Origin of the sequence: Salinisphaera sp. Q1T1-3, from assembly GCF_003602005.1 — a bacterium.
GTDB lineage: Bacteria > Pseudomonadota > Gammaproteobacteria > Nevskiales > Salinisphaeraceae > Salinisphaera.
In genome coordinates this window covers 130551-146655 of the sequence record NZ_QZWD01000003.1, presented here as the reverse complement: position 1 = coordinate 146655, position 16105 = coordinate 130551, and the positions used below count along the sequence as shown (strand labels likewise).

Sequence of the window (16105 nt, the reverse complement as noted above, 5' to 3'; positions counted from 1 at the left end):
CCCGTGACATCGACGCCGGCCAGGCGCGTCGACGTTATCCAAAGAACATACGAATAACCCGACTCGGGGGAGGATCAACACATGACGGACCCGGCACGCACGAACGACAGTCCGAAGATCATCGACAGTACGACCGGTGGCCCACTGAGCCGTAGTCGGCGCCGTTTTCTGGCCCACAGCGGCATGTATACCGCCGGCCTGGTCGGCAGCGCCCTGCTCGGCGCCTGTAGCGACAGCAACAGTGTCGCTGTGGCCCAGAACAACGACGACACACCGGATGACGGCCCGGGCGATGCAGCCGTTCTGCAGTTCGCACTCAACCTCGAATATCTGGAAGCCGAATACTATCTTCGCGCCGTCACCGGCATGGGCCTGCAGACAGACGACATCAACGGGTCCAGCCAATCGCCCGGCGATGTGGTCGGCGGACGACAGGTCGATTTCTCGAGCGAGCCCCTGATCGGCCGATACGCCGCCGAAATCGCAGGCGACGAGCTCGATCATGTGCAATTCCTTCGCTCCGGCCTCGGCGATGGCGTAATCGCCCGCCCGGCGATCAATTTCACCGACGCCTTCAACGCCGCGGCCCAGGCCGCCGGCCTGAGCAGTTTCGACCCGTTCGCCGGACCGATCAATTTCCTGATCGGGGCCTTCATCTTCGAGGATGTCGGCGTGACGGCCTACAAGGGCGGCGCGCGCTTCTTGCGCAACCGGGACCTGCTGACCGCCGCCGCCGGCATCCTGTCCGTCGAGGGCTACCACGCGGGCCTCGTGCGTACGGTGCTGACCTCGCGCATGGACCAGTCGCTCGGCGACACCGGCCTGTCCATCGGCCAGGCCATCAATGCCATTTCCGACGCCCGCGACAGCCTCGACGGCGACGACGATCTCGATCAGGGCATCGGCAACGCCGACACCATGGTCTCGATTTACGGGGCAAACTATCGTGCGACCAACATCGTACCGACCGACGACAACGGCATCACGTACAGCCGATCCCCGCAGCAGGTTCACAACATCGTCTATCTGACGCCGCAACAGAAACCGGGTGGCGGCGAGATGGGCAGCGGCGGCGGCTTCTTCCCGAACGGCACACGAGGCACGTTGACCGCCAGCGCCGATCAGAGCGGCGACGACAGCTGATCCCGCGCTGTGGCTTGAAGACGGCAGCGTCCGCGGATGCCGTCGTTGCCACAATACGACCCGGCCATTGCGACCGGGTCGTTTTTCGTCGCCAATCCGCTGCGGCCCCTTCAGGGATGGGCTATACTCGAAACCGTCTTCAGGGCGGGGCGCAATTCCCCACCGGTGGTATGGCTTTCGAGCCGAGCCCACGAGCGCTTTCGACGTATCGAAAGGTCAGCAGATCTGGTGAGAGGCCAGAGCCGACGGTCACAGTCCGGATGAAAGAAGACGCGGGATCGCGCATCGCGACGACGCTCGTCGCAGGGCGTGCTCGCATGCCCTGAAACGTTGACTCAAAACAGCGAGAACGTTTCATGTCCGATCATTCCTTTGCCGATTACCCGCGTATCGCCGCCGCGGTGGCGGCCTATCAGGCCGGTCTGCCGGTTCTGCTGCTCGACGACTCCGATCGCGAGAACGAAGCCGATATCGTGGCCGCGGCCGAGAACCTGCGTCTCGACACGATGGTCAAGATGATCCGCGATGGCTCCGGCATCGTCTGCCTGTGCTTTCTGCCCGACGATGTCGATGCGCTCGGCCTGGTGCCGATGGTGTCCAATAACCAGAGCAAGAATCACACTGGCTTCACCATCAGCATCGAAGCCGCTGACGGCGTAACCACTGGAGTCTCGGCCGCCGACCGGCTCGTGACCATCCAGGCCGCCCTGGGCGCGCTCGATGGCAGCGCTCGCATCGTGAGTCCGGGCCATATCTTCCCGCTTCGGGCCAGCGACGAAGGCGTGCTCGCCCGACGCGGTCATACCGAAGGTGCCGTGGATATCGCCCGGCTGGCCGGCATGCGCACGGCGGCCGTGCTCTGCGAACTGATGAATCCCGACGGCACCATGGCCGACAACGACGCGATCACCGCATATGCCGAACGTCACGATATGCCGGTGCTGACGATCGACGAACTCGCCCACTATCGACGGCAGGCCGACGAAGACCGTCTTCGCGCGTGACAGCGCACACCCCGCCGGGATGACGCACGTTATCCCGGCGGCTATCCTTGGGTGATGACCGAACCCTTCCCTGACATCGCCGGTCCCGACACGCTGGCCCGCCCGGAATTCTCGATCGACGAACTGGCCGCCAAGACCGGTTCGACCGTGCGCAACATCCGTGCCTACCAAGATCGCGGCCTGTTGCCCCCGCCGGAACGCCGGGGACGCAAGGGCATCTACAACGACGCGCATCTGTCGCGACTGCGCATCATCAACCGGCTTCTGGAGCGCGGCTACACGCTGTCGAACATCGGCGAACTGATCGAATCCTGGGAGCGTGGCAACGATATCGGCTCGCTGCTCGGACTCGAGACGGCGGTCGCCACGCCCTGGTCCGACGAACTGCCGGACTACATGACCATGCCGCAGTTGCTCCGGATGTTTCAGGGCAACTTTTCGCGCCGGGCGCTCAACAAGGCGATCGAGCTCGATGTCCTGCGTCCTGAAGGTATGCGATTCCGGGTGCCGAGCCCGCGCATGCTGCATGCCGGCGCCGAGCTGGTACGCGCCGGCATCCCGTTGGAAGACATGCTGGATGTGGTCGGCCATCTGCGCGCCAACGTCGAACAGGCCTCCGATGCCATGGTCAAGCTGGTGGCCCGACATGTCTTCGATCGTTACGGCGAAGGCCAGCTGCCCCCCAGCGAGGATCTGTCATCGCTGGCCGATCTGGTATGGCGGCTGCGCCCGCTCGTCGAGATGGCCGTATTGCCGGAAGTCGCGCGTGCCATGGCCAACTCGGCCGATCAGCATCTCGGCGACCGGCTCGCCATGATCATGGAACATCTCCACGACAAGGACGGTTCCGACAACACGACAGACTGATATCGACACGAGATGCGCGGCGCGGGGAATCGGGCATCGCATCCGGATGACGATATCCTGCCAATGTCGAGAGACCCGCGGGAACGCGAGCCGACGCCGTGTCTTGCCGCTCTGGACCCTCTGTGCCATTTTTCGATGTCAACATCGCATCGAGATTCGACATGCCCGATTCGGAACCCAACCGGATACGCACCGAACGCGAGCCCGATGCGCTGATCGATACCGGGCACGTCACGCTGGCCTGCTACACCGACGGTGACCCCGGCCATCCGAGGGTCGTCATGGTGCACGGTTATCCGGATACCGCCGGCGTCTGGGACCGGCTGACGCACGAACTCAGCGGCGACTACTACTGTATAAGATACGACGTGCGCGGCGCCGGGCGCTCGTCGCGACCGCGAGCCACCCGGGCCTATCGGCTATCCCATCTGCGAGACGATCTCGCGACCGTTCTGGACTGGGCCTGCCCGGACGGGCGCGCCGTGCATCTGATCGGCCACGACTGGGGCTCGATCGGCAGCTGGGAGGCCGTCACGGACACGGCCCTGAGCCGCCGGATTGCAAGCTATACCAGCCTTTCCGGGCCGTGTCTCGATCATGTCGGTCACGGTCTGCGGCGACGCTGGACCGATGAGCGTGCCAGGGTCATGCGTCAGCTGCGCCGATCCTGGTATATCGGCCTGTTCCAGGTACCGGGTCTCGGCGCCCTGGGATGGCGGCATTTCATCGCCCCGCGCTGGCCCGCCTTGCGGGCGAGTCGCTGCCGGTCGCCCCCACCTGGGTGTCGGACGGCGCCTACGGCATCAAGCTCTATCGCGCCAATGTACTGCCCCGACTCTGTCGCCCGCGGCACCGCCCGACACACTTGCCGGTGCAGCTGATCGTCGCCACGCGCGATCCATTCGTCGGCCGCGGCTTCGTGCGTGATGTCGCCCCCTGGGTCGAAAAGCTGCGCGTCGACGAGATCGAAGCCGGTCACTGGGCGGTGATGACTCATGCCCCCACGGTGGCGGCGCGCTGCCGGGAACACTTCAAGGCCAACGCCGGTTACGCGGCCTGATCGACGACCGGGTCGGCGCACAGCCGCGCTCGGATGAGTGCCGGCCGACTGGCTGACGGTAGCGGACCATGGCCGTCGCTCACCGGTCGGGCATGCGCTGGCGTGCGTCCCCCGCCCCGGACGCCCGCCTCACTCGCCGATATTGATCGAGTCGGCCAGCGCGCGATAGACCGCGAGCGCCGAATTGACCACATCGTCGTGTGATTCGCGATAACCGTTGAGGTTCCAGTACATCGCGATATGAATGGTTGAACCGACGAGCCCCATCGACAACAGGCGCGGCGTGGCGCCGTGATGTTGCAGGGCCTGCGGGTCGAATATCCGGGCCGTCAGTTCCTCGGTCAGGCGCGCGAAATTGAGCGTGACCGCGCGATAGGTCCGGTCGATCGTCGGGCTGATGCCGAAGATCTCGATCAGCACGATTCGCGCGATCAACGGATCGGCCATGTGCCGGAAATAGACATCCAAAGCCGCCCGAGACATGGCCTCGGCATCGTCGGGGGCCGCAGCCACGGCGGCGCGCATCGCGGTCTCCAGCGCCGCGATCAGGCGCTTGTAGACCGTGGCGAACAGGTCCTCGTTGTTGACGAACGACTCGTAGAAATATCGCTCGGTCAGACCCGCTTCGCGACAGATCGCTTTCACGGTCGCCGCCCGGAAGCCATCGCGGCCGAAGACCGTCACGCCGGCACCGATCAACGCATCACGTCGTGCAGCACGACGCTGGGCAAGCGACCTGCCAGCGTAGTCGCGACCGCCACGCGCCGGTTTGTCGGTTGTCGTATCGGTCATGACCTACACGGCATCGTTTGGACGACCGGCCGGCCGGACACGCGCAAGCCGTTTCGACTCGCGTGCGGCGACCATCGGGCCCGGCAGCCGGCGAACGGCGCCGACTGTCGAGCCTTGGCCGCAGTCAGGCCGCCTTCCATTTGATCGAGCACCCCTGGCTCGGCACCTGGGCCTCTTCGGGGATCAGATCCCCGTCCAGCACCGCGTCCAGCGAGGCCCGCAGATCGGCCCCCGTGACCGGTTCGCTGTTCTTCGGACGCGAGCCATCGAACTGGCCGCGATAGGCACAGCGCCCGTCGGCACCGAACAGGAAGAAATCAGGTGTACAGACAGCGTCGTAGGCCTTGGCCACGGCCTGACTCTCATCGTAGAGATAAGGAAAGATGAAATTGTTCTGTTCGGCGAATTCGGCCATCTGCTGCGGGCCGTCTTCCGGGCGCTCGTCGACGTCGTTGGAGGAGATCGCGACGAACCCGATGCCTTTCGGATCGTACTCGGCGGCCACGGCCGCCAGCTCGCGGGCGATATGAATCACGTAAGGACAGTGATTGCAGATGAACATCACGAGCGTGCCGTTCTCGCCGGCGACATCCGCGAAGCGCTTGGTCTTGCCGGACACGGCATCCGGCAACGAGAAATCCGGTGCCGGCGTGCCGATCGGCATCATCGTGGAATCGGTCAGGGCCATGATTTGTGCCTTTTCTGAACAGGATTGATGCCACAAGTCTACCGTTTCAGCCGGGCACGCTGTGACCTGATTGCCGGGTCGGTCATGGTTTGTCGCCGGCCCAGGAGCGGCTCGGGGCTGCGGGGAACGTACCGATGACCGACCTGTCACATACGGCAAGCCACGGCCGCTGCCGGCCACAACGCCCGGCTTGCCCGATGCCGCTCGAACGCGAGGCCGACCACACGGATGCGTCGTTGCTGTAGCAACACCCCGATAGATGCCGTATAGTCCATCCGGATATCCGGATGGAGAGATATAGACTATGAGTCGTACCCTGTTTACTTCCGAATCGGTGACCGGTGGCCATCCCGACAAGCTGTCGGACCAGGTCTCGGACGCGATTCTCGACGCCTATCTCGCGCAGGATCCGACGGCCAAGGTCGCCTGTGAAACCGCCACCAAGACCGGCATGGTCATGGTCTTTGGCGAGATCAAGACCGATCCGAACAAGAACGTGAACGTGCCGGTCGAGCACATCGTGCGCGATACCATCCGTCGGATCGGTTACACCGATTCCGCGATGGGCTTCGATGCCGACACCTGCGCCGTGATGAACGTCCTGGGCGAGCAGTCCAAGGACATCAACCAGGGCGTCGAACGCTCGGCTCCCGAAGAACAGGGTGCCGGTGACCAGGGCCTGATGTTCGGTTATGCCTGCAACGAGACCGATGTGCTCATGCCGGCACCCATCACCTATGCTCATCGACTGGTGCGCAAGCAGGCCGAACTGCTCGCATCGGGCGAGCTGTCCTGGCTGCGGCCGGACGCCAAGTCCCAGGTCACCTTCGAATACGAAAACGGCAAGCCGTCGGCCATCAATGCTGTCGTCCTGTCGACACAGCACGATCCCGACATCTCGCAGGCCGACCTGCGCGAAGCCGTGCATGAACAGATCATCAAGCCGGTGATCGGCGATCTGTTGACCGACGATCCGACCATCCACATCAATCCGACCGGCAAGTTCGTGACCGGTGGCCCGCTGGGCGACGCAGGTCTGACCGGTCGCAAGATCATCGTCGACACCTACGGCGGCATGGCACGCCATGGCGGCGGCGCCTTCTCCGGCAAGGACCCGTCCAAGGTCGACCGTTCGGCCGCCTATGCGGCGCGTTACGTGGCCAAGAACGTCGTCGCGGCCGGCCTCGCCGACAAGTGCGAAGTGCAGCTGTCCTATGCCATCGGCGTGGCCGAGCCGACGTCGATCTGGGTAGAGACCTTCGGCACCGGCAAGGTCGACGACGAGAAGATGACCCGCCTCATCCGTGAGCATTTCGACCTGCGTCCCTACGGCATCCTCGCGATGCTCGACCTGCAGCGCCCGATCTACGCGCCGACGGCCGCCTACGGCCACTTCGGTCGCGAAGACATCGACCTGCCATGGGAGCGCACCGACAAGGCCGATGCCCTGGCCAACGACGCCGGTATCCAGGCGGCCTGAGCCGGCTGCCCGCCCTCGATTCGGATCGGGCCGACGGCCCGGTCCGCCTTCCCTGATTTCAACGACAGGAAACAACGCATGAGTGCACCTGCCGAGAAGATGAACGAAGATTTCAAGATCGCCGATATCAGCCTGGCCCAGTGGGGCCGGCGCGAGATCGAGATCGCCGAGACGGAAATGCCCGGTCTTGTGGCGATCCGCGAGGAATACGGCGCACAGCAGCCGCTCAAGGGCGCGCGCATCGCCGGCTCGCTGCACATGACGATCCAGACGGCGGTTCTGATCGAAACCCTCGTCGCCCTCGGCGCCGAAGTGCGCTGGGCCTCCTGCAACGTGTTCTCCACGCAGGATCATGCCGCCGCCGCGATCGCCGAACAGGGGATCCCGGTGTTTGCCTACAAGGGCGAAACCGCTGAGGAATATTGGGAATACGCGCACGCCATCATGGACTGGCATGACGGCGGCCTGCCCAATCTGATCCTGGACGACGGCGGCGATGCCACGACGCTGGCCACCTTCGGCGTCAACGCCACCGACGATCCGTCGCTGCTCGACAACCCGGGCTCCGACGAAGAGCGGGCTCTGTTCAAGGTCATGAAGAAGCGTCTGGCCGAACAGCCGGATTTCTACAAGAAGCTCGGCGAATCGATCACCGGCGTTTCCGAGGAAACGACCACCGGCGTGCATCGGCTCTATCATCTGGCCAAGCAGGGTGGTCTGACTTTCCCGGCCATCAACGTCAACGATTCGGTCACCAAGTCCAAGTTCGACAACCTCTACGGTTGTCGCGAGTCGCTGGTCGACGGCATCAAGCGTGCCACCGACGTGATGGTCGCCGGCAAGGTCGCCATCGTCTGCGGCTACGGGGATGTCGGCAAGGGCAGCGTCCAGTCGCTGCGTGGCCTGGGCGCGACGGTCTGCGTGACCGAGATCGACCCGATCAACGCCCTGCAGGCAGCCATGGAAGGCCTGCGCGTGGTGGATCTGGAAGATCCGGGCGTGGTCGAGTCCGCCGATATCTTCGTGACCGCCACCGGTAACTATCATGTGATCAATCACGATCATCTGAAGCGCATGAAGAACGAGGCGATCGTCTGCAACATCGGTCACTTCGACAACGAGATCGATGTCGCCGCGCTGCGCCAGTACGACTGGGAAGAGATCAAGCCGCAGGTTGACCACATCACCTTCCCCGACGGCAAGAAGATCATCCTGCTGGCCGAGGGCCGTCTGGTGAACCTGGGTTGTGCCACGGGCCATCCGAGCTACGTGATGTCCAACTCCTTCACCAACCAGGTGCTGGCCCAGATCGAACTCTGGAACCATCGCGAGCGCTACGACAACGACGTCTATGTGCTGCCCAAGCATCTCGACGAGAAGGTCGCGGCACTGCACCTGGAGCGCGTCAACGCCAAGCTGACGAAGCTCACCCCCGACCAGGCCGAATACCTGGGCGTGCCGGTGGACGGCCCGTACAAGCCGAACCACTACCGCTACTAAGCGCCCCGGGGCTTAAAGCCCTGTCCGGCAAGCCCGGCCCGCGGCCCGCGTGGGCCGGGTTTTTTATGCGATTCGCAAACGATCTTTCGGAGATGCCATGAGTGAGGATGTCTCACACAACGATTTCTCCATCGAGCTCTTTCCGCCGAAGGGCCCCAAGGGGCGTGCACGGCTGGAGAGCGCGCTGGCCGAACTCGGCGGTCTGAACCCGGCGTTCTTCTCGGTGACCTTCGGTGCCGGCGGCACCACGCGCTCGGGCACGCTCGACACCGTCGAGTTGGCGATGGATATCACCGGCCGCCCGGCGGCGCCGCACCTGTCCTGCATCGAGGGCACGCGGGAATCCATCGAGGAGTTGCTCGACAATTACAAGGCCGCCGGCGTCTCGCGCATCGTCGCGTTGCGGGGCGACCTGCCCGAGGGCATGGAAAAACCGGGCGTGTTCAATCACGCCAACGAACTGGTGTCGTTCATCAAGGAACGCCACGGCGACGATTTCCATCTCGAAGTGGGCGCCTATCCGGAATTTCATCCGGCTGCCGCCTCACCCGAGACCGATATCGACAACTTCGTGCGCAAGGTCCGAGCCGGCGCCGACTCGGCGATCACGCAGTATTTCTACAACGCCGACGCGTACTTCAATTTCGTGGACGAGGTCGCCGCCCGCGGCATCGACGTACCGATCGTGCCCGGCATCATGCCAATCAATGACTTCGGCCAGATTTCGCGCTTCTCGGCCATGTGCGGGGCCGATATCCCGCGCTGGGTCCGTCAGAAGATGGAAGGCTACGGCGACGACACGGCTTCGGTCCGTGCCTTCGGCCGGGAACTCGTCTACAACCTGTGCGAACAGCTCCTGGCCGGTGGCGCCCCCGGCCTGCACTTCTACGCACTCAACAAGGCCGAGCCGACAGCCACGCTATGGCACGATCTCAAACTGCCAGGCACCGACAACAAGGCCGCCTGAAGGCGCCTCGGCAAGACAAGAAACGATGACAACCCGGCCATGCGCCGGGCTCTGTCCGCTCGGTGAATTGAAGCTGCTCGAGTCGGCCGACCTGCGCCATGGCAGCTGGCTGGCCACGCCACAGGAGCCACCGGTCTCGCGGATCGGGCGCGCGAACCGCGGCCATCCATTCACGCCTTGGTCGCGATAACAAGAGACGCCGGCAAGCGACCCGCTACCTCGCCACGCCGCCTGCCGCCCTCTTTCTCAACCCGATCGGATATCGCGGCGGCAGCAACGTGGCGTAATCACACGCTGGCGAACGCCAGACGCTGCCGGCCGCCCTCAATCTTCGTTGAGCATGTCTCGCAGCGCATCGTTATGACGCGCCATGAGACGGGCATAGACCCGTCGATCCTCGTCACTCCAGCTGGAGAAGGCCTGCTCGATCCGGTCCAGGCGGCGCTCGCGCACCTCGACGGCCGCATCCCGGCCGGCTTCGGTGATCGTGACGAAACCGCCCCGGCGATCATCCGGGTTGTCATGCTTGTCGACCAGCCCGGCACTTTTCATTGCCGCCACCTGGCGGGTGACGGTCGACGCATCGAGATTGACCTGCTCGGCGAGCGCGCCGACCGATTGCCGGTCGTTTCGCTCCAGCAGGATCAGCAACAGATAATGTGCCCGCTCCAGTCCGTAGTGGAAGCGACGGCGCGCTGCCTCGAGCCGACGCACGAGAAACGCGAGTTCATATTCAAGGGCTTCCACCGACGGGCAGGTGCTCGGCAGATGGTTGCCCAGGGACGGATCCTGTTGCTCACTACGACGTTGCATCGTCTGGCTGTTCCTGAAAAGTGGGATTCAGTCAAATTCAAGTGGACAAGATTCCAGCATACCGGAACTGAACCCGGCATTGCGGAACACATTGGTCGTACGGGGTACCATGGCCAACCGTTCAGCCGATTGGGACCTTTCACGTGATGCATGGCGTTTTTCTCGATGCCGGATCGACCGGCGATGCCCTGGACTGGTCCCGTCTCACCGCGGCGCTCGACAGCTGGACCTGGCACCACAATACGGCCCCGGCCGAATGCGATGCCCGCCTGATCGAAGCCGACGTCGTGGTGACCAACAAGGTCGTGCTGGATCGCGACACCATCCAGGCCGCCCCCGCGCTCAAGCTGATCTGCGTGGCGGCCACCGGGGTCAACAACGTGGACCTGGCAGCCGCCACCGAGCGCGGCATCCCGGTCATCAACGTGACCGGTTACGGTACACCGGCTGTCTCCCAGCATGTGCTGGCACTGATGCTGGCCTTCGCCACGCGCTGGTCCAGCTATGCGCGTGATGTCGCCGACGGTGCCTGGCAACGATCCGAGTTCTTCTGTCGGCTCGATCACCCGATCGAGGAACTGGCCGGCAAGACACTCGTCATTGTTGGCCACGGGGAACTCGGCGCGGCCGTGGGCCGGCTCGCCGAGGCATTCGACATGACCGTATGCGTTGCCGAGCGCCCGGATGCCCAGACGATCCGGTCCGGCCGACTCGCTTTCGATGACGCGATCGCCCGGGCCGATTATCTATCCCTGCACTGCCCGTTGACCGATGCGACTCGACACCTGATCAATGCGACGACGCTCGAACGCATGAAGCCAACCGCGTATCTGATCAACACCGCCCGTGGACCGGTCGTGGACAGCCATGCACTGATCGACGCACTGCGTGCCGGGACGATCGCCGGCGCCGCCGTCGACGTGCTGGATACCGAGCCGCCGCGAGACGGCCATCCCCTGCTCGATGCGGCACTGGACAATCTGATCGTCACGCCGCACGTCGCCTGGGCCTCGCGATCGGCACGACAACGCATGATCGACGGCGTCGCCGCGAACATCGAAGCCTTTCGCCGTGGCGACGACAGCGGCCGAGTGAATCGCGCGCCATGATGCAGCCACGGTACCGGCATCCTGCAAGGCGCCCGCGCCGATCGACACCTCGAAGACCGGGCCACACGTTCGGTCCATCGAGCCACGGCCGGCGAAGATGATGGCCGCGATCGAGATCCTGCACATCACCGATTGTCATCTGTTGCACACACCCGGTGCCCGGCTTGCCGGCCACGATGTGGCCGCGCGGTTCGACGCCGTGTGTCGCCAAGCCCTGGCCGACCACCCCGCCGCCGATGCCGTGGTGCTCGGCGGCGACCTCGTCGACGACGAAAGTGCTGCAGGTTATCGCTGGCTCGATGCCTACGTCGCGGCCTGGCATCGCCCGGTGCTGGCAGTGGCCGGCAACCACGATGCGCCGCAGACGATGGCGGACTGTCTGTCACATTGCGTTGTGCACGACACGCTCGCGCTGCCCGGCTGGCGGCTCATGGGCTTGAATAGCCATGTGCTCGGAGCCGCCCACGGTCGGCTCGGAACCGCCGCGCTCAGCGCGCTCGACGCCACGCTGGGCGCGGACGCGACACCGACGCTCGCGGTCGTCCATCACCCGCCGGTCGCGGTCGGCACGCCCTGGATCGATGCCATGGGTCTGACCGATGCCGCCGACCTGGCCGACGTGCTGGGCCGGCACGATCACGTGCGCGGCATTCTGGCCGGCCATGTCCATCAGGACAGCACGACGGCTCTTGGCGCCTGCCCGGTCTGGACCACGCCTTCGACGATGCGACAGTTCCGGCCCGGCAGTCCCGACTTTGCCGAAGACCCCAGCCGGAATCCGGGCTATCGTCATCTGCGACTCGGCCCGAACGGCGAGATCGAGACCCGTGTTCATCGACTCGACACGGCTCGCCTCGCCCCCTGATCAGGCGCGTCGAAATCTCTTGGGCCAAGCCCCCCGGATACGAGCACAGGAACCACCGGCCACGATGCCGCGACCGGTTTGAGGGCATCGGGCCGGCCGGCGCTTGACGCAATCATCGAACGGTCGTCCGATGACCCGCCGGATCAATCGTTTATCAATCGTTTAACAGACAGGACGATGAACTATCAGACTGTTTGCGGATCGACAATGGATTGACAATTAGTGCATATCGCCGGTCCGGATCGGTCGGCGCTGCCCGAATCTCGCTAAAATCCTGACGCCAAACGCGAAAGCGTCGTGATTCACAAACGCTGTGGATAACTCTGTGGAAACGCGCCGGTTGACAGGCAATCCTCCGCGCCAACTCAGGCATTTGCACAAAGCGGCGAATTTGTAACCAATACGACACAGGATTGGCGGATCAAGAGGTTGCGACAGTTTCGGTGGTCTCTGTCAATGGGCGCGAAAAAATTTAGACCGCCCGAAATTCAGCGCACCGGCTTTGTGCATAACCCAGGCCCTGGCACGAAGCCGTCACGGCCATGAATCAACACGTTAGAATCATCATATGTCGAGACCCAACGTTCTGGTCATCGCCGGGCACGACCCGAGCGGTGGCGCCGGTATCCAGGCGGACATCGAGGCCATCGGCGCCTGCGGTGCCCATCCCGCAACCGTGGTCACAGCCCTCACGTGTCAGGACACCGTCAACGTACATGCGGTCATGCCGACCGACGAGGCGTTCTTCGATGACTGCCTGACGCGCCTGCTCGACGACATGACCTTTGCCGCGATCAAGACCGGGGTACTGGCCGATGTCACCCAGGTCCGGCGGGTCGCGGCCGTGGCCGAAGCGCTGCCGGAGATCCCTCTCGTCGTCGACCCGGTGCTCGTGGCGGCTGGCGGCGGCCGTCTGGCCGCCGACAGCGTCGCTGCTGCGATGGTCGATGATCTGCTGCCCCGCGCGACGATCAGCACGCCCAATGTCCGCGAGGCGCAGACGCTGTGTGACGGCGAGACGGATATCGCTGCCTGCGGTGCCCGACTGACGCGCCATGGCGGTCATGTGCTGATCACCGGCGGCGACGAAACCGAAGACACGCATGTCCACAATCAGCTCTACGGTCGGAACGGCCGGCTCAGGGCCTACGACTGGCCTCGGCTGCCGGGCACGTTCCACGGCTCCGGCTGTACGCTCGCCGCCACGCTGGCGGGCCTGCTCGCCGGCGGCCGGTCACTCGAGGACGCCGTGATCGAAGCCCAGCATCGCACCTGGAACATGTTGTCCTCGGCCTTCGCCGCCGGACAGGGTCAGGCGATTCCGAGCCGGTACGCGCGATGAACACGCGCGGCGTGTATGCCATCTACGACCGGGCCAGCCTGCCCGACGATCGGCTGGACCACGTGAACGACATCCTGGCCGCCGGTGTGGTCTGGCTGCAGTATCGGGACAAGCGCGAACAGGCCCCCGATCGGGCTTTGATCGCCTCACTGCAGTCGCTCTGCCGGGCGCACGGCGCGCTTTTCATCGTCAACGACGACTGGCGTCTCGCCGCAGACATCGGCGCCGACGGCGTCCATCTCGGTCAGAGCGACGGCGACCCGACCGCGGCCCGACGGGCGCTGGGGCCGGATGCGCGTATCGGAGTGAGCTGTCAGGACCGGATCCCGCGTGCCGAAGCCGCCCTGGCGGCCGGCGCCGATCACGTCAGCTTCGGCCGTTTTTTCACCTCACAGACCAAACCGGACGCCCCGGGCGCCGACCCGGCGGTACTCGGCGCGGCCCGACGTCTCGGCGCCCCGGTCGTGGCGATCGGCGGCATCACCGCGGCCAATGCCGGTACCTTGATCGCCGCCGGCGCCGATCTGATCGCCGTTTCCGGCGCGCTGTTTCATGCCGAGGCCCCGGGCACGGCCGCGAGCGCGCTTGGTCGCCTGTTCCCCGCGGTCGAACCAGACACATGACCCGACTGGCGTCGCGCGGCCACGTCGTCTCGACCGGCCGCCCGGCAAACGGTAGATTCGGGCCGACCGGCACCCCGGGATGGCCGACGCCGAGACAGTGACGACAGACTCGTACGAAACACGAACAGGCTCCGGGGCCTGTTCGTGTTTCGTGCGAGTCCGCGCCAAGCGCGCTCTGAAATTGACGATGGGCGGCAAGACGAGGCGTAGCACGCATAGCGTGTCATTCTGCGCCAGCGTGCTAGAACGCTGTATTGCCGTCGTGTTTTTGATTTTGGGTCACTTGTCCTTTCGGGTTGGGCCGCCCATGAAAAATCGACGATGGGCGCCCTGCGGCGTTGCGAGCCTTGATCGTGGCACGCCACGATACGGCGACTCGCGCCTTGCCGGACACGATTTGTGGCGCCAACGCGGCGCTCGAACGAAACCTCAACACGCCCTAGAATGGCCGTGACACGTTTTTGAGGAGCTCTCGATGGCCGCATCGCACGCCCGCCCCGGCCCCCAGTCCCAGCAATGGTTCGAGCGCGCACAGCGTTTCACGCCGGGTGGCGTGAACTCGCCGGCCCGTGCCTTCAACGGTGTCGGCGGCGGCGCCCCGGTGTTCATCGATCACGCCAAGGGCGCCTGGATCACCGATGTCGATGGCAACCGCTATGTCGATTACGTCGGCTCGTTCGGCCCGATGATCCTCGGCCACGCCGATGCGCAGGTGGTCGAGGCGGTCCAGAACCAGGCCGCCAAGGGCCTGTCCTTCGGCGCCCCCACCGGCCTCGAGGTCCAGCTCGCCGAACTGATCACCGACATGGTCGACTCGATCGAGTCGGTGCGTATGGTCAATTCCGGCACCGAGGCCGCCATGACCGCCGTGCGGCTGGCCCGTGGGTACACGGGGCGCAAGAAGATCCTCAAGTTCGCCGGCAATTATCACGGCCATGTCGATGCCCTGCTCGTCAACGCCGGCTCCGGCGCGCTCACGCTCGGCATCCCGGGCTCGCCCGGCGTCCCGGAATCGGTGGTCGCCGACACGCTGGTCGCCACCTACAACGATCTGGCCTCGGTCGAGGAGGCTTTCGCCCAGCACGGGGACGATATCGCCTGCGTGATGGTCGAGCCGGTGGCGGGCAACATGAACTGCATCCCCCCGGTGCCCGGTTTTCTCGAGGGCCTGCGCGATCAGTGCACGAAACACGGGGCACTTCTGGTCTTCGACGAGGTGATGACCGGCTTCCGGGTTCACCCCGGCTGTGCCCAGGCGCACTTCGGCGTCACCCCGGACGTGACCGCGCTCGGCAAGATCGTGGGCGGCGGCATGCCGGTCGGCGCGGTCGGCGCCTCGAAAGCCGTGATGGAGACACTCGCCCCGACCGGTCCCGTGTATCAGGCCGGCACGCTCTCGGGGCACCCCCTGGGTATGGCAGCCGGCATCGCCACGCTGGAGCAGATCCGCGATGGCAGCGTGCACGAGCAGATCGCGCCCCGCGTCGAGACGCTGCGACGCGAACTCAAGGCCCGGGCGGACCATCACGGCGTGCCATTCATGACCCAGGCTGCCGGCGCGATGTTCGGCATGTTCTTCACCGAAAGCGAGGCCGTCACACGTTTCGACGAGGCCGCGGCCTGCGATCTCGATGCGTTCTCGCGTTTCTTCCACGGCATGCTCGACAACGGCGTGTATCTGGCCCCGGCGGCCTTCGAGGCGGCTTTCGTCTCTCGCGCCCACGACGACGAGGCGATCGAGGCCACGCTGGCGGCGGCCGACAAGGCATTCGCGGCCGCCGCCGCTGGCGACTGAGTCGACCGTCGCACATGCCGGACCGATCGCCTGCCTCCAATGACGCCAGTCATCGCT

Annotated in this window: 16 protein-coding genes and 1 riboswitch; of the genes, 13 read left to right on the top strand and 3 right to left on the bottom strand. The window is 65.0% G+C overall.

The window, feature by feature from the left end; all coding sequences use genetic code 11:
* Positions 1-81 precede the first annotated feature (81 nt).
* The 5 genes from D3260_RS04445 to D3260_RS17625 all read left to right on the top strand — a co-directional run bounded on the left by D3260_RS04445 (position 82) and on the right by D3260_RS17625 (position 4074).
* Positions 82-1143 carry a ferritin-like domain-containing protein gene (locus D3260_RS04445; RefSeq protein WP_199671357.1) on the top strand — a complete coding sequence of 354 codons (1062 nt, stop codon included), beginning with the start codon at positions 82-84 and terminating at the stop codon, positions 1141-1143.
* Positions 1144-1274: 131 nt separating this feature from the next.
* Positions 1275-1419, top strand: a riboswitch (FMN riboswitch).
* A gap of 80 nt (positions 1420-1499) precedes the next feature.
* Positions 1500-2147, top strand: coding sequence for a 3,4-dihydroxy-2-butanone-4-phosphate synthase (ribB, locus tag D3260_RS04440; RefSeq protein ID WP_120097367.1), 648 nt, complete (start codon positions 1500-1502; stop codon positions 2145-2147).
* A 54-nt stretch (positions 2148-2201) separates the two neighbouring features.
* Positions 2202-3014 (top strand): MerR family transcriptional regulator, encoded by an 813-nt coding sequence (locus D3260_RS04435; RefSeq protein ID WP_120097366.1) that lies wholly within the window; start codon positions 2202-2204, stop codon positions 3012-3014.
* 161 nt (positions 3015-3175) lie between these two features.
* Positions 3176-3895, top strand: a complete 720-nt coding sequence (locus D3260_RS04430) for an alpha/beta fold hydrolase (protein ID WP_199671356.1) — start codon at positions 3176-3178, stop codon at positions 3893-3895.
* Positions 3886-4074: a hypothetical protein gene (locus D3260_RS17625; protein ID WP_199671355.1), complete on the top strand. Its 189-nt coding sequence runs from the start codon at positions 3886-3888 to the stop codon at positions 4072-4074. Before D3260_RS04430 ends, D3260_RS17625 begins: the two co-directional genes overlap by 10 nt.
* A gap of 129 nt (positions 4075-4203) precedes the next feature.
* On the opposite strand, the gene D3260_RS04425 is transcribed toward D3260_RS17625, so the two are convergent.
* Positions 4204-4866, bottom strand: a complete 663-nt coding sequence (locus D3260_RS04425) for a TetR/AcrR family transcriptional regulator (RefSeq protein WP_120097365.1) — start codon at positions 4864-4866, stop codon at positions 4204-4206.
* Between the two features lie 124 nt (positions 4867-4990).
* The gene (locus D3260_RS04420; RefSeq protein WP_120097364.1) at positions 4991-5554 is read right to left on the bottom strand and encodes a thioredoxin family protein; all 564 of its coding nucleotides are present in this window, start codon (positions 5552-5554) and stop codon (positions 4991-4993) included.
* A 304-nt stretch (positions 5555-5858) separates the two neighbouring features.
* Between D3260_RS04420 and metK the strand changes: the two genes are divergently transcribed.
* The 3 genes from metK to metF all read left to right on the top strand — a co-directional run bounded on the left by metK (position 5859) and on the right by metF (position 9501).
* On the top strand, positions 5859-7034 hold the full coding sequence (metK, locus tag D3260_RS04415) for a methionine adenosyltransferase (RefSeq protein WP_120097363.1): 1176 nt from the start codon (positions 5859-5861) through the stop codon (positions 7032-7034).
* Between the two features lie 78 nt (positions 7035-7112).
* Positions 7113-8534, top strand: a complete 1422-nt coding sequence (gene ahcY, locus D3260_RS04410; RefSeq protein WP_120097362.1) for an adenosylhomocysteinase — start codon at positions 7113-7115, stop codon at positions 8532-8534.
* 97 nt (positions 8535-8631) lie between these two features.
* A complete protein-coding gene (metF, locus tag D3260_RS04405; protein WP_120097361.1) occupies positions 8632-9501 on the top strand; it encodes a methylenetetrahydrofolate reductase [NAD(P)H] in 870 nt (289 codons plus the stop codon).
* Positions 9502-9825: 324 nt separating this feature from the next.
* Here metF and D3260_RS04400 read toward each other — a convergent pair whose 3' ends face one another.
* Positions 9826-10314 (bottom strand): MarR family winged helix-turn-helix transcriptional regulator, encoded by a 489-nt coding sequence (locus D3260_RS04400; protein WP_120097360.1) that lies wholly within the window; start codon positions 10312-10314, stop codon positions 9826-9828.
* A gap of 146 nt (positions 10315-10460) precedes the next feature.
* Here D3260_RS04400 and D3260_RS04395 point away from each other — a divergent pair, with 146 nt between their 5' ends.
* The 5 genes from D3260_RS04395 (at position 10461) to hemL (ending at position 16048) form a co-directional block, all read left to right on the top strand.
* On the top strand, positions 10461-11423 hold the full coding sequence (locus tag D3260_RS04395; protein ID WP_120097359.1) for a D-2-hydroxyacid dehydrogenase: 963 nt from the start codon (positions 10461-10463) through the stop codon (positions 11421-11423).
* 100 nt (positions 11424-11523) lie between these two features.
* The gene (locus D3260_RS04390) at positions 11524-12288 is read left to right on the top strand and encodes a metallophosphoesterase (protein ID WP_158583390.1); all 765 of its coding nucleotides are present in this window, start codon (positions 11524-11526) and stop codon (positions 12286-12288) included.
* 568 nt (positions 12289-12856) lie between these two features.
* Entirely contained in the window at positions 12857-13630 is a 774-nt protein-coding gene (locus D3260_RS04385) for a hydroxymethylpyrimidine/phosphomethylpyrimidine kinase (RefSeq protein ID WP_120097357.1), read from the top strand.
* Positions 13627-14253: a thiamine phosphate synthase gene (thiE, locus tag D3260_RS04380; protein ID WP_120097356.1), complete on the top strand. Its 627-nt coding sequence runs from the start codon at positions 13627-13629 to the stop codon at positions 14251-14253. Before D3260_RS04385 ends, thiE begins: the two co-directional genes overlap by 4 nt.
* A 475-nt stretch (positions 14254-14728) precedes the next feature.
* On the top strand, positions 14729-16048 hold the full coding sequence (hemL, locus tag D3260_RS04375; protein WP_120097355.1) for a glutamate-1-semialdehyde 2,1-aminomutase: 1320 nt from the start codon (positions 14729-14731) through the stop codon (positions 16046-16048).
* Positions 16049-16105: the final 57 nt, after the last annotated feature.